We start from the raw sequence: 18,291 nt of genomic DNA on the forward strand, positions 1-18,291 counted from the left end.
ATGTATTAGGCACGCCGCCAGCGTTCGTCCTGAGCCAGGATCAAACTCTCCAATAAAGTGTTTGATTAGCTCTTAAAAATAAAACTTGAATTAACGTTGGCATTTCGTTCTGTTTAGTTTTCAAAGAACTTTTTTAGTTAATCGCCTCAGAAGCGACTTTATTATTTTACCATCTCTCTCACAACATGTCAACAAGTTTTTTCATCTTTTGTGATGACTTGTTTCTCTTATGTAACAGCGACGAATATTAATATACCACCCTGTTCAAATAGTGTCAACAAAAAGATAAAAAGCAAATGGCAGGCCATTTGTTTTTATCTTTTCTCTTCTACTGAACTATTTTTTGGCTAGTGAAAATCTTCAATTAGGAAGATATCAGTTTTAAAGGAGACACTCGATGAAGCACTACGTTTTAAGAAAATCCTCTTCAGGCCAAAATGACATTTTTAATAACTAGTAATGCAGCAATTCCCGGTATGCCAAGAATACCTGAAATAGCTGAGGTTGTCAGATTAATAGGGATGTGCACTCCCAGGCTTGCTCCTGCTGCATTTAATAAGAATAAACAAAAAGCACCGATCACGACTTTCACCAGCAATTTTCCGATCCAGTTCACAGGCTTCACTTTTGCACCAATCAAAAGCAGAAGCACAATAGCTCCGCCTATAATGGAAATGACAATCATCGGTTCCATTTCCTCACTCGCTTTCATTCATCTTAGTAGGCTCTTTTCTAACCGTTGTGGCTTTCAGATCTTTTTCATAAACAGACCAATCAATATGGTAGAACCATTAAGAAAAGATGCCACAAAGCGAATCAAAAAGCGTGATTATATCTTGTACGAATAACAAGAATCTTTGCGAAAATAACCCCTTAGTACAAGCTTATGAAGCGAAAGAAAAAGTAGAACGGCCAGAATTGCTAAGGGCCCTATTTATTCTTTTTGCAGCGAAGAATAGAGCCCTTTGATTCTGTTTATTTCATGATTCTGGCCGATTCAATAGAAAGATCACTTCCCGAATTTGACTTGGCGATGCTTGGCCTCTTTCAGCAGAAAGAAGTACTTGGCCTCTGCTACCTTTAATTCATATAAAACTTCAGGGGATGGCTCTAAGCTTTTATCAATCAGCTGCTTTTGGCGATTCCATTCATTTTTGTTTTTAATCAAATCTTCCATCAGCATCTGGTTAAACTCCTGCTTCAGCCAGCCTTTGCGCCGAAATAACATGATGTATTCCCCCTTTTTTTAAAATGGCTGCTTTCGCACAGATTGCTGCTATTCGTAAGCTCATAGAACATGCATTGAACTTAGCTTCGCGGCATCTTTCCTTACTATTCACAGCTGTATATTTGTCCGTAATCATCTAATTCCGATGAGAAAGCAATAATAAATGTTTAAGAAAAGAGCCCTTATAATTCTCTGCGTCCTTCCAGGGCTTTTGAGAGAGTCACTTCATCTGCATACTCAAGATCTCCCCCAACTGGCAGCCCGTGAGCAATTCTTGTAACCTTGATACCAGTGGGCTTTAGAAGTCTTGAAATATACATAGCCGTTGCTTCTCCTTCAATATTTGGATTAGTAGCGAGAATGACTTCCTGTACCGTGTCATCCTGCAATCGTTTAAGCAGCTCAGGTATATTGATATCCTCCGGTCCGATCCCTTCCATTGGAGAGATGGCACCATGAAGAACATGGTAAAGTCCGTTGAATTCTTTCATTTTCTCTAAAGCGATCACATCTTTTGGATCCTGCAGAACACAAATAACACTTTTGTCTCTGCGTGGATCCTGGCATATATAACAAGGATCCTGATCCGTAATGTGGCCGCAGACAGAGCAATATGTGAGATTCCTCTTGGCATTGACAAGCGCCTTTGCAAAATCAAGCACAACATCTTCCTTCATGCTCAGTACAAAAAAAGCCAGGCGGCCGGCCGTTTTAGGACCGATCCCCGGCAGTTTCATAAAGCTGTCAATCAGCTTTGAAATTGGTTCAGGGTAGTGCATGAAATATCCTCCTAGAACAGACCAGGCAAGTTCATTCCTTTAGTAAATTGGCCCATCGTTTCTGATGTCATATCTTCCATTTTCTTCAGGGCTTCGTTTGTCGCAGCAAGAACAAGATCCTGCAGCATATCGATATCTTCCGGATCAACGACTTCTTCTTTTATAATAACGTCAATGATTTGCTTTTGGCCATTTACAACGACTGTTACCATTCCGCCGCCAGCGCTTCCTTCAACTGTTTTTTCAGCTAGCTCCTCTTGGGCTTTTTGCATATCTTTTTGCATTTTCTGCATTTGCTTCATCATTTTTTGCATATTGCCCATTCCGCCACCGCCACGCATCATACAAATCTCCTCCAATATATTAGTCTTTTATTTCAATGAGCTCGCTTCCAACCAGTTTCTTTGCTTCTGCAATAATAGGGTCTTCTTCTTCCAGCTCGTCTTGATCATCCTCGCGTTGCTCCTGGATGAATTCCTCTCTTATTTTAACCCAATCCTGTTCTGGTACGCCAACCATTTCAACCGTTTTACCCAGTAAATTTTGCAGGATTCCTTCCATGTTGCTTCGTACCTGATTATTGTTCTCTGCAACCATTTTACAATGGATCTCGTATTTAAACTTGAGGACAAAGGCTGTTTCTGAAGCTGCCACAGGCTCGCTGTCATTTAGAAGCGCTGCATGGGATACTTTGTTTTGCTGCTTCAAATATTCAAGCAGCTTGCTCCACTGATTTTTAAGATGGTCGAGATCTTTCCTTGTTGCATCCTTCAGAATTTCCTTTATCCGGCCAACAGGCGCTTTGAAATTGCTTCTGACAGACTTTTGCTGTTTAGGCTGTTCAGCAGCAGCTGTGCTGCTTGGAGAAGTTTGAATACCGGATTTCTTAAGCTGGAGAAGCTCCTGCTCAAGTCTCTTTACTTTTTCCGTCAGCTCCTGATAGTCAGCCGGCTCAGCTTGAGGAGCTTTCGATTGCTGCTGGGCGAGTTTGACGATCGCCACTTCAAGGAAAATTCTTGGATGGTTCGTCCATTTCATTTCCTGCTGGCTTTTATTCAGGATATCAATCATTTCATAAATCCGATTCTCATCTGCCATTTTAGAAAGCTCGATAAATGTCTCATCAACAGCAACTCTTTCAAGGACTTTCTCAAGCTCCGGGGCATTTTTATAAAGAAGCATATCACGGAAATAATAGATGAAGTCTTCGATAAATCTCGCTGAATCCTTTCCCTGGTCCATTAGATCTGCAAGCAATTGGAGAGCTGATGCGGCATCTTGATCAAGAATGGACCGTGCCAATTCACCAAGTGTCCTTTGGGAAACAGACCCGGTGATTAATAAGGCGTCATCAAGCTCCACTTTTTCATCACTGAAAGAAATGGCCTGGTCAAGGAGGCTCAGGGCATCCCTCATTCCTCCGTCTGCCGCACTCGCAATAACACTCAGTGCAGCATCATCTGCCAATGTATCCTGATTATCCATTATTTCTTTCATTCGCCCGACTATAGCCTGGCTAGTGATTCGCTTAAAATCAAAACGCTGACAGCGGGAAATAATGGTAAGCGGAATTTTATGGGGCTCTGTTGTAGCAAGGATAAAAATCACGTGCTTTGGAGGTTCTTCCAGCGTTTTAAGCAGGGCATTAAATGCCCCCATTGAAAGCATATGGACTTCATCAACAATATAAACTTTATATTTAACAGCAGAAGGGGCAAATTTCACTTTATCCCGAATATCCCTGATCTCATCAACACCATTATTTGAAGCGGCGTCGATTTCCAGTACATCTGAAATGGAGCCGTCCATAATGCCAAGACATGATGGGCATTCATTACATGGCTCAGCTGCTGGAGCCTTCTCGCAGTTCACAGCTTTTGCAAATATTTTTGCAGCACTTGTTTTACCTGTTCCTCTTGGGCCAGAAAATAAGTAGGCGTGCGAAAATTTGTCCTGAAGCAGGGCATTCTGCAAAGTGCGTGTAATATGCTCCTGGCCAACAACATCACGAAATGCCTGAGGCCTCCAAACACGGTATAATGCCTGATAGCTCAAAAAAACGCCCCTCCTTCCAAATTCATTCTCTCTATATTATAACTTAGCCAAACTTCCAATATCAAAAAGTTCCTAAAAAAGCAGAAGCACATGTTTGCATTTAACGTATCTACAAGCTTTTAGAATTTCTTATCTTCCTAAAGGACTGTTTTCGCAAAAATTGTTTGCTATTCGTATGAGTTCTTTAAAACGCATGAAAATTAGCTTAGGGGCATCTTTTCTTAAAAATTCAGTCTGAATGGAAGTCAAGAAAAAGGGATGATATAACAACAAAGTTTAAGAAAAGAGCCTTCTAAAGAAAAAACCCACTCAAAAATTGAGTGAGTTATATCTTATGTAATAACTGCCGTGCACCTTCCTTCGATTAGCAGCCATAGGCGTTACTCTAGCAGTTAGCTCAGTCCAGGCAACCCCGCGGCACATGAGAGGTTCCACTTAATGCTGCTTCCTTCCGGACCTGACATGGTTCATGGATTCTCATTGCGCAGGACCCGGACGTCAACGCCACTTACTAAAGGCAGACCCTACAGCATACTTAACCTAGGGAAGGAATTCGGCCTCGCTGGAGCGGATTGCGAGTACAGGGCACCGCTACCTCCCCGCTTAGCACGGCAAAATTGATACCAATATTAGGCGTCATATCCGACGCATTTTCAAGTATATACTCTTTTGGCCCAAAAATCAATTCAACCCAACTGTAAATTATTTCAAGCTGCGATTTTCCCTTTTCTTCTGCCTTAAAGAACGGAAAAACCCTGTTAGCAAGCTGCCGCATTCTGACTGCAGAATACCAGCCGTGACTTCAACCTGGTGGTTAAACCGGTCTTCCTGAAGCAGATTCATCAATGTTCCCGCACAGCCGCCTTTTGGGTCTGGCGCGCCGTATACAAGCCGCTTTATCCTGGAAAGGACAATGGCTCCAGAACACATGGGACATGGCTCAAGCGTTACATAAAGCGTCGTGTCTTCCAAGCGCCAGGTGCCAAGCTTCCGGCATGCTTCATCGATAGCCAGAATCTCAGCGTGAGCAACAGAACGCTGCTCCGTTTCCCTTAAATTAAAACCCTTTGCCACTACTTCATCATTATAAACAAGAACCGCCCCGATCGGGACTTCTCCTCTTGCTTCCGCTTCTTTCGCTTCTTCTAATGCAAGCATCATATAATATTCGTCGTTTTTCATGCGTTCGGACTCCTTGCGAACGTACTTTTCTAGACCTTACTTTATCGGAAAGAAAGAAAAGAGTCAAAATCATTCAGAATACAGCATTCGAAAAAAACATATTTAAATACCCCTACTCATATTTTTTATTATTGGCTGTTAAGCAAAGTGATTGGTATTTGTATGGATTGGATTTAAAAAAACGCATATACACTATCTTCACGGCACCTTTTCTTGAAATTTTTAAAATAGATTTTTGTTCTGAATTCATTTTTTTGATAAAAAAACAAAAAAGAGCCTTAATATTAAATTTTGCAAGGAGGGCAGCCATGCAGATTCATGTTGTTTCGGAAGGGCAGACCCTGAATGAAATTGCCGGAATGTACGGTTCAACTGCAAGCGACATCGTAAAGGCAAATGATCTTCCGAATCCAGATAAGCTTGTTATAGGCCAAACCATTGTGATTCCGATTAAAGGACAATTTTATATCGTGAAGCAAGGAGACAGCTTTTGGAGCATAGGGGCTAAATTTGGCACCGATCCAGAAACTCTCGCTAAAATAAACGGACTTACCATTTCTAAGCCCCTGCAGATCGGAGAACGGCTATACATTCCTGAGGGGCCGAAACGAAGCGCAGAAATAAATGCTTATATTGAACCGTCGGGAGATACCGTCAGTCAATCCTTAGAAGATAAGGCAAGCGAAGCCGCTCCTTATTTGACCTATCTCGGTCCTTTTAGCTTTCGAATGAAAGCTGACGGCACATTAAAAGAACCCCCGCTAGGCCGCTTTAAAGAAATTGCTGACCGCAATAACGTAACACTTATGATGATCGTAACGAATCTGTCTGATGCTGGCTTCAGCGATGAAATTGGCAGGGTCATTTTGAACGAGCAGGCCATTCAGGATAAGGTGTTAGATAATATTGTGCTAACAGCAAGGAAGTATGGTTTTAGGGATATCCATTTTGATATGGAATATTTACGTCCTGTTGACCGAAAGGCTTATATTCGATTTTTACGAAGAGCGAAGGACCGTTTTAAAAAAGAAGGCTGGCTCATTTCAGCTGCTCTTGCACCCAAAATAAAAGCAAATCAAAAAGGGAAATGGTATGAAGCCCATGATTACAAAGCAATAGGGGAAATTGTCGACTTTGTTGTTCTGATGACTTACGAATGGGGCTACAGCGGCGGACCTCCTATGGCTGTTTCTCCTATTAATCAGGTTAAACAAGTTCTGGATTATGCCCTTACCGAAATGCCTTCCAGTAAAATTATGATGGGTCAGAATTTATACGGTTACGACTGGACACTGCCATACAAGCCAGGCGGTGAATTTGCAAAGGCCATCAGTCCCCAGCAGGCAATCCTGCTTGCCGGAAAATATAATGTCCCTATTCAATACAGTGAAAAAGATCAGGCCCCTTACTTTCAATATAAAGATGAAAATGGCAAAGAGCATGAAGTATGGTTTGAGGATGCTCGGTCCATCCAAGCAAAATTCAATCTGATTAAAGAACTAAAACTTAGAGGAATAAGCTATTGGAAGCTTGGTCTTCCTTTCCCTCAAAATTGGCTTCTAATTACAGATAATTTTACAGTGGAAAAGAAAACGGCCCAGTCGTAGGGGCCTTTTTCTTTTTTTCCATGGCTTCTGGAACTTCCCTCTGCCTATACTCTATTTTCTAGCCGATAAAGAACAATATTAACAATATAGGTATAAAATTTTACATAAACATATGCGCCGTTATGGAAAACACTATGGTAAAATAAGCCTTGTCTGTTTAAAACGTACGGTGTTTTTCGCGTTAAAGGAGGATCAGCCATGAAAACAACACCTTTCATTACAGTCGAAGGTCCTATTGGTGTGGGCAAAACTTCTCTGGCTAAAGCCATTTCTGAACACTATCAATATCAGCTGTTAAAGGAAATCGTTGATGAAAATCCCTTTTTGGGAAAATTTTATGAAGACATTGAAGAATGGAGCTTCCAAACGGAGATGTTTTTTCTCTGCAACCGCTACAAGCAGCTTGAAGACATCAATAATCATTATTTGAGCCAAAAACGTCCGGTTGTTGCCGATTATCACATTTTTAAAAATTTAATTTTTGCAAAACGAACATTGAAGGATACTCAGTACGAGAAGTACATTCAGATATATAACATTCTTACTTCTGATATGCCGCGGCCAAACTTTATCATTTACTTGCATGCAAGCCTCGAAACCCTCTTAAGCCGAATTGCTATGAGGGGCAGAGATATTGAGAAAAATATTGAGCCCAGCTATCTCAAGCAGCTTTCAGAGGATTATGATATTGCAATGGAACAATTAGAAAAAACGCATCCAGAAACGCAAATTCTTCGCCTTGATGGGGACAAGCTCGATTTTGTCCGTCGCCCGGAGGACTTGAACGATATTCTAAGCATGCTTGAGTCACATTTAACTAAAGGAGTTAATTAAATGAATGCCCGTGATAAATACAATATTCCAAAGGATGCTGTCATTACGATAGCCGGAACAGTAGGTGTCGGTAAATCGACCATGACGAATGCGCTTGCTGAAGCACTGAACTTTCGCACTTCCTTTGAAAAAGTTGATACAAACCCGTACCTCGGCAGCTTTTACTCGGACTTTGAACGATGGAGCTTTCACCTTCAAGTTTACTTTCTCGCTGAACGCTTTAAGGAACAAAAAAGGATTTTTGAATACGGAGGCGGCTTTATCCAAGACAGGTCGATTTATGAAGACACAGGAATCTTTGCAAAGATGCATTATGAAAAAGGAACAATGACAGCGGTAGATTATGAGACGTATACAAACCTTTTTGAAGCAATGGTCATGACGCCTTATTTCCCGCATCCTGATTTATTGATCTATCTTGAAGGAAGCCTTGATGTCATCCTTGAACGGATTCAAAAAAGAGGCCGTCTGATGGAACAGCAAACACCTGTCTCCTATTGGGAAGAAATGCATGCCCGCTATGAATCATGGATTAATCATTTTAATACATGCCCTGTGATGCGCTTGAATATAAATGATTACGATATTTTAGAACATGGTTCAATGGATGATATTCTGGAAAAGATAGGTAAATTCATTAATCAATCTAGACAATATAAAAAATAAAGGTTCAAACCTGCCATAATCTATGGTAGGTTTTTTTATGGGGGAAACTTCCAAAAATGAAAATGACAGAGGAGGATAAATCGTTGCAAGCACCCACTCTGATAGTACAGCATCTGACAAAGCGGATCGGCAGCAAAGAAATCGTTAAAGATGTCAGCTTTGAAATTCAGCCAGGAGAAATTTTCGGGCTTCTCGGACCTAATGGCGCAGGAAAAACCACAATTATTAGAATAATTGTAGGACTCATTAAAAGAACAGAAGGCAAAGTCATGATTCAGTCGTTCGATCTGGATGAATCCTACAAGGAGTCTATGAACCAAATTGGAGCCATTGTAGAAAATCCTGAATTCTACAAATACATGAGCGGGTATAAGAATTTAAAACACTATGCAAGAATGTCTCTGAAAAACATAACAGAAGAGCGGATTGAAGAAGTTGTTAAACTAGTGAAGCTCGAAAAAGCGATACATAATAAGGTCAAAACGTATTCTCTAGGAATGAGGCAAAGACTTGGGGTAGCACAGGCCCTTCTTCATGAACCATCCCTATTAATCCTCGATGAACCGACAAACGGCCTTGATCCTCAGGGGATGAGGGAATTCAGGAACTACTTGAAAGAGCTTTCTCAATCAGGCACCTCTGTTCTTGTGTCTTCTCACTTGCTTTCAGAAATGCAGCTTATGTGTGACCGCTTCGGCATTATGGAAAAAGGCGTCCTCACCCATATTTCTTCAATTGAAGAAACGGATGTAGAAGGAGAAATAGAAGTAGCTTTTACAATTGACCAGGCAGACATGGTGAAAGCCTTGGATGTTCTTGGACAGCGAAATGAAAAGTCTAAAGAAATGCTGTCTAATAAACTGCACGTATCTATTCTGTATGAAAACATTCCCCTTATTACAAAAGAACTTGTCCTGAACAACATCAATGTATACGAAATCAGTGTCGTTAAGAAAAGCCTCAAAGACCGCTTCCTCGAATTGACAAAGGAAAAGGAGGAATCGTTAGTATGATGAAGCTGATTCAAAATGAAATGATCAAAATCATTTCAAAAAAATCTTCTTGGATTTATTTTATTATTCTTGCCCTGATGCTTTTGGTTGGTGTACCCCTTTTTAAATTTATTATGGGGACAATCCTTCAGCATAATGCACCAAGCAATTGGGAGTACATGGAGACGGTCGTGCCCTTTATATCATCTTTTGTAACGCTTTTCACGGTTATTGTCGGCAGCGGGAATGTCGCTGCGGAATTTTCAGATGGTACAATCAAGCAGCTTTTGATTCGCCCCCACCAAAGATGGAAAATCCTGCTTTCCAAGTACATTGCAATCACCCTATATTCTGCTGCATTGCTTTTGTTTCTTCTTCTCTTCAGCTATCTCACCGGTTTGCTCTTTTTCGGGAATGGCAGTTTTAACGCAGCTTCATCTGTGCTGTTTGACGCTCCGGAGACAGGTTCAAAAATGGCGATTGGACAGTTTTTCTTTTATCGTTTTGTTCTTTATATACCTGGTCTATTAATTGTGACCTCTATTTCTTTTATGCTCTCTTCTCTTTTCCGGAGTCAGGCTCTGGCTGTCGGTCTTGGAATCTTTGTTCTATTCTTTTCATCAACCACAGGACAAATCATTACTTTCTTGATGAACAAATATTCATGGATGAAGTATCTTATTTTTCCACATTTAGATATGACGAAGTACGCGGTAATGCCTGACATGATGAAGGGAATAACGATTCCTTTTTCTTTAAGCATTTTGTTCCTTTATTATGCTGTCTTTATGGCATTAACGTTCATCTTTTTCCAAAGACGGGACATCAGCATATGACCGAAAAATCCCCGTCCATAGGAACGGGGATTTTAATGCGCAGAAAAAATGCTAAAAAAAATTTTATTTTAAGATAAAAAAATCCGCCACAATTCTGTGCAGCGGATTCCAATCTCAATTATATGCGCGTTTATTTAATGCTTCATTGTTAATAAATAATGGAGGAGGAAGAGGGATTCGAACCCCCGCGGGCTTTGACACCCCTGTCGGTTTTCAAGACCGATCCCTTCAGCCAGACTTGGGTATTCCTCCGTTCGACAAGAATTAATATATCATAATAAAAAATACTCTGTCAACATCTTTCAAAGATTTTTTTAAAAATTACTCTGCCGGCAAAATATTCCCGGCAGAGCTTCTTATCATTAGTTCGGAATAATAACTTCCTTGTTGCCCATATAAGGTCTCAAAACTTCAGGAATGACGACACTGCCATCTTCCTGCTGGTAGTTTTCAAGGATGGCTGCAACAGTTCTTCCAAGGGCAAGTCCAGAACCATTTAATGTATGAACAGGCTCCGGCTTCGCTTTTACATCAGGACGGAACCGGATGTTCGCACGGCGCGCCTGGAAAGACTCAAAATTAGAGCAAGAAGAGATTTCACGGTAAGTGCCATAGCTTGGAAGCCAAACTTCAAGATCATATTTTTTCGCGGCAGTAAAACCAAGATCTGCTGTACACATGCTCAAGACCCGGTATGGAAGCTTAAGAAGCTGAAGTACTTTTTCTGCATGGCCTGTAAGTTTTTCAAGCTCAGCATAAGAGTCTTCAGGCTTCACAAATTTCACAAGCTCTACTTTATTGAATTGATGCTGGCGAATCAATCCGCGGGTATCACGGCCTGCTGATCCTGCTTCAGAACGGAAGCAGGCACTGAAAGCGGCATAGCTGATCGGAAGAGAGTCAGCAGAAAGGATTTCATCGCGGTGCAAATTGGTTACAGGAACCTCTGCTGTAGGGATTAAAAAGTAATCTTCATCCGCAATTTTAAAAGCATCCTCTTCAAATTTCGGGAGCTGCCCTGTACCAGTCATGCTCGCTCTGTTAACAATGTAAGGCGGGATAATTTCAGTATATCCATGCTCATCAACATGCAAATCAAGCATAAAATTGAACAGTGCTCTCTCTAGGCGTGCGCCTAAGCCTTTATAGAAAACGAAACGGCTTCCTGTTACTTTACTTGCTCTTTCAAAGTCCAGGATACCAAGATGATCTGCTACGTCCCAGTGTGGTTTGGCATCATAAGAAAATTGCGGAAGCTCTCCCCATTTTCTTACCTCTACATTATCATCCTCTGTTTCCCCAACTGGTACACTCTCATGAGGGATATTCGGAATGGACATGAGCAGGGTTTCCAGGCTTTCTTCTACTGCCCTCAAAACATCATCAAGCTCTTTAATTTTGTCTCCTACTTCACGCATTTCTGCAATCAGGTGATCCGCATCCTGCTTTTCTTTTTTTATCTTGGCGATCTGGCCGGAGACGTCATTACGTTTGCTTTTTAGCTCTTCTGTTTGAAGAATAAGCTCCCTGCGTCTTTTATCCAGATCTTCAAATTTTTCAAAGTCAGTTAAATCTTCGCCTCTGTGCTGCAGTTTGCTTTTAACCTCTTCGAAATTTTGACGCAAAAGTTTAATATCCAGCATGCTTCATCTCTCCTTAATTGTCTTTTGATTTCGCATTCGTAAATTGAAACTCAAATAAAAACAAAAAACTCCCGTCCCTAATGAAAGGGACGAGAGTTAACCCGCGTTGCCACCCTAGTTGAGAACAATCAGTTCTCCAGCTTTAACATGATAACGGCCATGACCGGAAATATCTACTTATGTTTCAATATTTCACTCGAGGATGGATTCACAAGGCCCTTACACCGGTTCCCACCAGCCACCGGCTCTCTAAAGAAAGAACGTCTTGTTACTGCTTCCTGTCAATGCTTTCATTATTTACGTTTCGATATTACATAATTTACTACAAGTTTGGTACAGTTTCAACCGTTTTATACAGCGGATTTTTCCTTTGCTTCCTTCACCATCTCTAAAAACAGTCCTGTCATGCGGTGATCATCCGTTAATTCCGGATGGAAGGAACAGCCAAGAAAATTCCCTTGCCTTGCAGCAACAATACGCCCATTGTGCTTGCAAAGTACTTCAACATTTTCCCCTGCTTCTACAATGTGAGGCGCACGGATAAAGACTCCAACGAAATCCTCGGCAGCACCAGTGATATTCAGTTCTGCTTCGAAGCTTTCGCGCTGGCGTCCAAAAGAATTTCTTTCGACCGTAATATCCATAACTCCCAGATGGGCTTCAGACTGTCCAACGATTGATTTTGCCAGTATGATTAATCCCGCACATGTCCCAAATATCGGTCTGCCGTCTTGAGCAAACTCTTTTAGAGGAGCCATGAATTCGTATTTATCAATTAAACGGCGCATCGTTGTACTTTCTCCGCCAGGGATAATTAAGCCATCAAGCTCTTTCAGCTGAGAGACTTTTTTCACAGCAATTCCTTCTTCACCTGATGCTTCAACAGAACGAATGTGTTCTCTCACAGCCCCTTGAAGAGCTAAAACACCAATTTTCAGCATTTACAAAACTCCTTTTTACCAGCCGCGTTCCTGCATACGGTTTTCCGGAAGCAGTGTAGAAATTTCGATTCCCTTCATAGCTGCTCCCAAGCCTTTTGATAGGCTTGCGATCAATTCATAGTCATCGAAATGAGTTGTTGCTTCCACAATGGAACGGGCAAATTTAGCAGGGTTATCGGATTTGAAAATTCCAGAACCGACAAAAACTCCATCTGCGCCAAGCTGCATCATAAGCGCTGCATCAGCAGGAGTCGCTACTCCGCCTGCAGCAAAGTTTACTACCGGCAATCTTCCTTCACTTCTGATAGAAATCAGAAGTTCATAAGGCGCGCCAAGCAATTTTGCTTCTGTCATCAATTCATCTTCACTCATACCGGCAATTTTGCGGATTTGAGCATTTACTTTTCTCATATGGCGGACAGCTTCAACGATATTGCCTGTTCCTGGTTCGCCTTTTGTCCGAAGCATTGAAGCTCCTTCTGCAATACGGCGCGTTGCTTCTCCAAGATCGCGGCATCCGCATACAAATGGAACCGTGTAATCACGCTTATTGATATGATACTCCTCATCGGCAGGAGTTAATACTTCACTCTCATCAATGTAGTCAACACCCATTGCTTCAAGTATTCTTGCTTCAACGATATGTCCGATACGAGCTTTTGCCATTACCGGAATGCTGACAGCATTCATGACCTCTTCCACAATAGTCGGATCAGCCATACGCGCCACTCCGCCTGCTGCACGAATATCGGCAGGTACTCTCTCAAGTGCCATTACTGCAACAGCACCTGCTTCTTCTGCTATTTTCGCCTGTTCTGCATTAACAACGTCCATAATAACGCCGCCTTTTTGCATTTCAGCCATTCCGCGTTTAACTCGATCAGTTCCTCTATTTGTCATGGAAGATTCCTCCTAATAATAATCTAAAATCATATGTCCTATTTTATCCTATTCAATCTAAAAATCCTATCCTAAAAAAACTTGATTCATAAGAATATTCTTTCCATTTCGGTCTTAAAACTATGATATGAAAAGAATCTCTGCCATTAACAGAGATTCTGTTCCTTATTTAAGGCTCTTTTCTTTAATTTTGTTGCATTTCCCTCTAATTCAGAACAAGAATACAAATTCAAATTTTAAGAAAAGATGGCCCAAAGCATAATACGAATAGCTGCAATCTTTTCGAAATCAGCCTATTTAAACCAGCCTTGTACTCCATGAACTGCACCGTTCCATAGGCCTGCGAAAAATCCGCCTATGCCGCGCATTGCCAGTACAAACCAATTGGCTTTATCAATATTTTCTTTTGTTACAACATCAACCTCACCGCCAGAATTACCTGTCAGGAAACCATAATCTTTTTCGCTGCCTTTGTATTCAAGTCCCATTACTCCAACTTTTTGGCCTTTTTTAACAGGTGCTGTTAATTCGCCTTTATCGTTCAGCAGACGTTTGTCTAAAGTAAGTTTTGGCTGGTAGCTTTCCTTTTCGCCGCGCTTCATTGCAACTATTAAAGGAGCCTTTGTAATGATGGCTGCTTCTTTTTGTTTTCCATCAACAACTGGTAAAGTCGCCTGTTTTTTTAATTGATAGTTTTTAGGATACAGCTGTTCAACTGTAAAGTTATTATACGCATAATCCAGCAATTTTTTTGTTTCTTTAAAACGAGGTTTTTTGATATCGCCAGTACCATCAGTCGCATTCAACACGACAGAAATGACACGCATACCATTTCGTTTTGCTGTTGCTGTAAAACAAGAACCTGCAGAGCTTGTTGAACCTGTTTTTAACCCGTCCACTCCTGGATATTCATAGATCAAGCCCTTTAACATCCAGTTATAGTTCGGCATATCTGTGCCTTCTTTAAACGTTTTTCTCGGGATGCTTGCTGTTTGAATCATTTCAGGATAATCTTTAATCAAACGCTGTGCAAGAAGTGCCATGTCTCTAGCAGACATTGTACTTTGCTCATCAACAGTAGTCCCATCAGGCTGCATGCCCATGAGGTCCCTATTTTCCAAACCAGTTGCATTAACAAATCTGGAATTTTTCAGTCCAAGCTCTTTTGCCTTATCATTCATCATTTTGATGAAGTTAGTTTCTGAGCCAGCTACAACTTCAGCAAGTGCAATTGCTGCCCCATTTGCTGAATAAATTGCCATTGCTTCATAAAGCTCACGAACAGTATAGGAACCATCTTTTCTTAGAGGTACGTTTGACAATTCGCGAATCTGGGAAATCTTGTAGGTGTAATCATCTGGAGTGTATGTTTGATCCCATTTGATTTTTCCTTTATGTATTGCTTCGAGGACAAGATATTCTGTCATGGATTTAGCCATACTTGCTACAGGCAATTGTTCATCAATATTGTTTCCATAAAGAATTTTGCCTGATGATGCTTCAACGAGAATAGAAGCTTTTGCACTAATGCTGATAGGATCAGATGCAGCCGATGCCTGCTTTAGAGGGGTAATAATACTGAAGACTAGAGTGACCATTAAAAGTACTGCCAAATATCGCTTTAAATTCATGATGCTCAAACTGATTACCTCCGTGGGAATTTTCATATCTATCTAGCTATTAAATTGTCTCTGAAACAACAAAATTAATTTTATCATAGTGGAATCAAAAAAAATAGACAGAGTCAGAGACTCTGTCAAAAAGTCGTTTTTTGATCACAACTTGGCTTATCTGGAATAATTCGGTGATTCTTTCGTGATTTGTACATCATGAGGGTGGCTTTCTGTAAGCCCTGCCCCCGTCATACGGATAAACGAAGAATTTTCGCGAAGCTCTTCGAGATTTTTTGTACCGCAGTATCCCATGCCTGATCGAACACCGCCTATTAACTGATAAATAGTCTCGGCAACAGGTCCTTTGTATGCGATCCGGCCCTCGATTCCTTCAGGAACAAACTTTTTATTATCCTCTTGGAAATACCGGTCCTTGCTTCCCTTTTCCATTGCACTGACTGATCCCATTCCTCTGTATACTTTGAAACGGCGTCCTTGGTAGATTTCAGTTTCTCCAGGACTTTCAGTCGTTCCTGCAAGCAGGCTGCCAAGCATAACCACATGTCCTCCTGCTGCAAGTGCTTTTGCTATATCGCCGGAATACTTGATTCCGCCATCAGCAATGATCGGAACTCCATGTTTTCTTGCTTCAGTTGCACAGTCGTAAATCGCCGTAACTTGCGGTACGCCTACCCCGGCAACAACCCTTGTTGTACAGATAGATCCAGGTCCGATTCCTACCTTCACAACATTTGCTCCTGCTTCAATCAGAGCTTTTGTTGCTTCCGCAGTCGCTACGTTTCCTGCAATAATGTTCAGCTTCGGATATGCTCCCCTGATTTTGCTGACCATTTCAAGTACTCCTTTTGAATGGCCATGAGCCGTATCGACCACAATAACATCGACACTTGCTTCAACGAGCTTATCAATACGTACCATTGTATCAGCTGTAACACCTACAGCAGCACCGACAAGCAGCCTTCCGTGTTCATCCTTTGCGGAGTTTGGAAATTCAATGACTTTCTCAATATCTTTAATGGTAATTAACCCTTTAAGAACATTCTGATCATCAACTAGAGGGAGTTTTTCAATTTTATATTGCTGCAGAAGTTCTTCTGCTTCTTCAAGAGTGGTTCCAACAGGAGCAGTAACCAATCCTTCTTTTGTCATAACGTCCGAAATTTTAATGGAGTAATCCTGAATGAAGCGCAAATCACGATTTGTAATAATTCCAACCAGCTGCTGATCATCCTGATTGTTTACAATTGGAACACCGGAAATGCGGTATTTTCCCATTAAGTGCTCTGCATCGAAAACTTGGTGCTCTGGAGTGAGGAAAAATGGGTTCGTAATAACTCCACGCTCTGAGCGTTTTACTTTATCAACCTGTTCAGCCTGCTGTTCGATGGACATGTTCTTATGGATAATACCAAGTCCGCCTTGACGAGCCATCGAAATAGCCATTTGAGCTTCCGTAACAGTATCCATTCCGGCACTGATAATAGGGAGATTCAGCTTTAAAGTAGGAGTCAGTTCTACCTTCAAATCAACATCTCTAGGCAAAACCTGTGACTCTGCGGGGACTAAAAGAACATCATCAAAAGTTAAACCTTCTTTAGTAAATTTATCATTCCACATATAAAATCCCCCTCATTTCGGCAAAATATTATTAGTAGAGTAACAATACCCGCTAGTTACTGTCAAGGAAAGGAAAAATGATTAAATATTTAGAAAAAACTGTCTTTTATATAAATCGTTGTGATTCGTAAAAATTAAAAGTTAACTTCAGTGCAGCTTTTTTAAAATGGGTGCTCTCTGTACGTATATATAATTAAAACTAAGAGCAGCAAATTTTAAACCCTTTAAAATGAAACGTTCGGAGTGATCAATTCATGAATAGTTCCATGCAATGGTCCAAATTCAAGCCTTTTCTTTCAACAGCCACCGTCCAAAAGTGCCTGGAAAGAAATTATGAAAGGCTGGAAATTCCAAAGGCCAGTGAATGCTCTTATCAAAATAGCTACCAGCTAACATATTGCATCATGCATGCGGAAAATTTCTTCCAGCAGGGAACCGGGGCTCCTGTTTCCTTAAAGCCGATCTTGTACTTTTATGGACTGGTTCAGCTAATAAAAGCCAGTATATTGACCATTGATCCTTATTATCCGGAAACCTCTTCTGTTCTCGCGCACGGGGTAAGCACCAGAAAAAGAAAAAAGCAGCAATATCAATTTCTTGAAGATGAAGTCAAAATCCAAAAAAATGGGCTGTATGCTCATGCTTGTTTTAAGCTATTTGATTTAAAAGGGGTAGAAGCCGATAAATTTTCAATGCATTCTCTCATGAAAAAAATCCCAGAAATGCAAGAAACTTTTTTTTTATTAATGGGCCAAGCATCTCTCATTCCCGTTCATTATAAACAAAATCATTTATTCGTACCAAGCAAGTTAGCAGATTATTACCACATTACACCCGGGCGGCTATCGGAATATCTAAGCAAAGAACTGAATCTTTCACAGGAAACGGAAAATGACACAGAAGAAATGCTGGCATTTAAGATCGAGCGCATGATCAATCCATTTTACAGTAAAAAACTGATGTACAACCAGCAGCTGAATCACTTTGCGCTTCCTCTTTCAAAAGAAGATTTCTATCCTTTGCCTGAGCTTCTCTCCCACTATCTGCTTTTATACAATCTAAGCATGATATCGAGATATGAAACAGAATGGTGGTATGATCTGCTCCTAAGTCACTCAAATGATGATCTTATCTACATTTCTTCTTTCCTTGAAATTACCGAGGAAAAAATTCCGTTTTTAATGTGGAGTTACCTGGGGGGCCTGCTGGAAAAGAAATAAAAATGAACAAAAAAAGAACAGCTGATTTGATCAGCTGTTCTTTCGGATGCCCGGCAATGTCCTACTCTCACAGGGGGAAACCCCCAACTACCATCGGCGCTGAAGAGCTTAACTTCCGTGTTCGGTATGGGAACGGGTGTGGCCTCTTCGCCATCAT

General features: G+C 41.0%; 17 protein-coding genes, 1 tRNA gene, 1 rRNA gene, 1 other RNA gene and 1 other annotated feature. Of the genes, 6 read left to right on the top strand and 14 right to left on the bottom strand.

The annotated features are described in order from the left end of the window. Positions 1–427: 427 nt before the first annotated feature. From ACOT8F_RS20545 to tadA, 7 genes are all read right to left on the bottom strand, one after another. Complete coding sequence (locus ACOT8F_RS20545) at positions 428–694, bottom strand: pro-sigmaK processing inhibitor BofA family protein (protein WP_421653795.1); 267 nt, start codon at positions 692–694, stop codon at positions 428–430. A gap of 315 nt (positions 695–1,009) precedes the next feature. Then, positions 1,010–1,228: a YaaL family protein gene (locus tag ACOT8F_RS20550; RefSeq protein WP_421653780.1), complete on the bottom strand. Its 219-nt coding sequence runs from the start codon at positions 1,226–1,228 to the stop codon at positions 1,010–1,012. Positions 1,229–1,410: 182 nt separating this feature from the next. Then, on the bottom strand, positions 1,411–2,007 hold the full coding sequence (gene recR / locus ACOT8F_RS20555) for a recombination mediator RecR (RefSeq protein ID WP_421653781.1): 597 nt from the start codon (positions 2,005–2,007) through the stop codon (positions 1,411–1,413). Positions 2,008–2,018: 11 nt separating this feature from the next. Further along, positions 2,019–2,348, bottom strand: coding sequence for a YbaB/EbfC family nucleoid-associated protein (locus ACOT8F_RS20560; protein ID WP_421653796.1), 330 nt, complete (start codon positions 2,346–2,348; stop codon positions 2,019–2,021). A 22-nt stretch (positions 2,349–2,370) separates the two neighbouring features. Continuing rightward, positions 2,371–4,062 carry a DNA polymerase III subunit gamma/tau gene (gene dnaX, locus ACOT8F_RS20565; protein WP_421653782.1) on the bottom strand — a complete coding sequence of 564 codons (1,692 nt, stop codon included), beginning with the start codon at positions 4,060–4,062 and terminating at the stop codon, positions 2,371–2,373. Between the two features lie 346 nt (positions 4,063–4,408). Further along, positions 4,409–4,674: signal recognition particle sRNA large type (gene ffs, locus ACOT8F_RS20570), an RNA gene on the bottom strand. Between the two features lie 90 nt (positions 4,675–4,764). Further along, positions 4,765–5,244 carry a tRNA adenosine(34) deaminase TadA gene (gene tadA / locus ACOT8F_RS20575; RefSeq protein ID WP_421653783.1) on the bottom strand — a complete coding sequence of 160 codons (480 nt, stop codon included), beginning with the start codon at positions 5,242–5,244 and terminating at the stop codon, positions 4,765–4,767. A gap of 308 nt (positions 5,245–5,552) precedes the next feature. Here tadA and ACOT8F_RS20580 point away from each other — a divergent pair, with 308 nt between their 5' ends. The 5 genes from ACOT8F_RS20580 (at position 5,553) to ACOT8F_RS20600 (ending at position 10,179) form a co-directional block, all read left to right on the top strand. Next, the gene (locus tag ACOT8F_RS20580; RefSeq protein ID WP_421653784.1) at positions 5,553–6,851 is read left to right on the top strand and encodes a glycoside hydrolase family 18 protein; all 1,299 of its coding nucleotides are present in this window, start codon (positions 5,553–5,555) and stop codon (positions 6,849–6,851) included. A gap of 198 nt (positions 6,852–7,049) precedes the next feature. Beyond that, positions 7,050–7,685 carry a deoxynucleoside kinase gene (locus tag ACOT8F_RS20585; RefSeq protein ID WP_421653785.1) on the top strand — a complete coding sequence of 212 codons (636 nt, stop codon included), beginning with the start codon at positions 7,050–7,052 and terminating at the stop codon, positions 7,683–7,685. Then, complete coding sequence (locus ACOT8F_RS20590) at positions 7,686–8,351, top strand: deoxynucleoside kinase (protein ID WP_421653786.1); 666 nt, start codon at positions 7,686–7,688, stop codon at positions 8,349–8,351. An 83-nt stretch (positions 8,352–8,434) separates the two neighbouring features. Further along, entirely contained in the window at positions 8,435–9,364 is a 930-nt protein-coding gene (locus ACOT8F_RS20595) for an ABC transporter ATP-binding protein (RefSeq protein WP_421653787.1), read from the top strand. Continuing rightward, on the top strand, positions 9,361–10,179 hold the full coding sequence (locus tag ACOT8F_RS20600; protein WP_421653788.1) for an ABC transporter permease: 819 nt from the start codon (positions 9,361–9,363) through the stop codon (positions 10,177–10,179). Before ACOT8F_RS20595 ends, ACOT8F_RS20600 begins: the two co-directional genes overlap by 4 nt. A 159-nt stretch (positions 10,180–10,338) precedes the next feature. On the opposite strand, the gene ACOT8F_RS20605 is transcribed toward ACOT8F_RS20600, so the two are convergent. The 6 genes from ACOT8F_RS20605 to guaB form a co-directional block, all read right to left on the bottom strand. After that, positions 10,339–10,431, bottom strand: a tRNA-Ser gene (locus ACOT8F_RS20605). A gap of 110 nt (positions 10,432–10,541) precedes the next feature. Next, positions 10,542–11,822, bottom strand: coding sequence for a serine--tRNA ligase (serS, locus tag ACOT8F_RS20610; RefSeq protein ID WP_421653789.1), 1,281 nt, complete (start codon positions 11,820–11,822; stop codon positions 10,542–10,544). An 82-nt stretch (positions 11,823–11,904) separates the two neighbouring features. After that, positions 11,905–12,116, bottom strand: a binding site (T-box leader). A 56-nt stretch (positions 12,117–12,172) separates the two neighbouring features. Continuing rightward, the gene (gene pdxT / locus ACOT8F_RS20615; RefSeq protein WP_421653790.1) at positions 12,173–12,763 is read right to left on the bottom strand and encodes a pyridoxal 5'-phosphate synthase glutaminase subunit PdxT; all 591 of its coding nucleotides are present in this window, start codon (positions 12,761–12,763) and stop codon (positions 12,173–12,175) included. Between the two features lie 15 nt (positions 12,764–12,778). Beyond that, positions 12,779–13,663, bottom strand: coding sequence for a pyridoxal 5'-phosphate synthase lyase subunit PdxS (gene pdxS / locus ACOT8F_RS20620; RefSeq protein ID WP_421653791.1), 885 nt, complete (start codon positions 13,661–13,663; stop codon positions 12,779–12,781). Positions 13,664–13,956: 293 nt separating this feature from the next. Next, positions 13,957–15,303 carry a D-alanyl-D-alanine carboxypeptidase family protein gene (locus ACOT8F_RS20625; protein WP_421653792.1) on the bottom strand — a complete coding sequence of 449 codons (1,347 nt, stop codon included), beginning with the start codon at positions 15,301–15,303 and terminating at the stop codon, positions 13,957–13,959. A 147-nt stretch (positions 15,304–15,450) separates the two neighbouring features. After that, the gene (gene guaB / locus ACOT8F_RS20630; RefSeq protein WP_421653793.1) at positions 15,451–16,914 is read right to left on the bottom strand and encodes an IMP dehydrogenase; all 1,464 of its coding nucleotides are present in this window, start codon (positions 16,912–16,914) and stop codon (positions 15,451–15,453) included. A gap of 254 nt (positions 16,915–17,168) precedes the next feature. Here guaB and ACOT8F_RS20635 point away from each other — a divergent pair, with 254 nt between their 5' ends. Beyond that, positions 17,169–18,134, top strand: coding sequence for a YaaC family protein (locus ACOT8F_RS20635; protein ID WP_421653794.1), 966 nt, complete (start codon positions 17,169–17,171; stop codon positions 18,132–18,134). A 48-nt stretch (positions 18,135–18,182) separates the two neighbouring features. On the opposite strand, the gene rrf is transcribed toward ACOT8F_RS20635, so the two are convergent. After that, positions 18,183–18,291, bottom strand: a 5S ribosomal RNA gene (rrf, locus tag ACOT8F_RS20640); the annotation flags it as partial.

Origin of the sequence: Chryseobacillus diguaensis (genome assembly GCF_049220665.1) — a bacterium.
Lineage (GTDB): Bacteria > Bacillota > Bacilli > Bacillales > Bacillaceae > Metabacillus_B.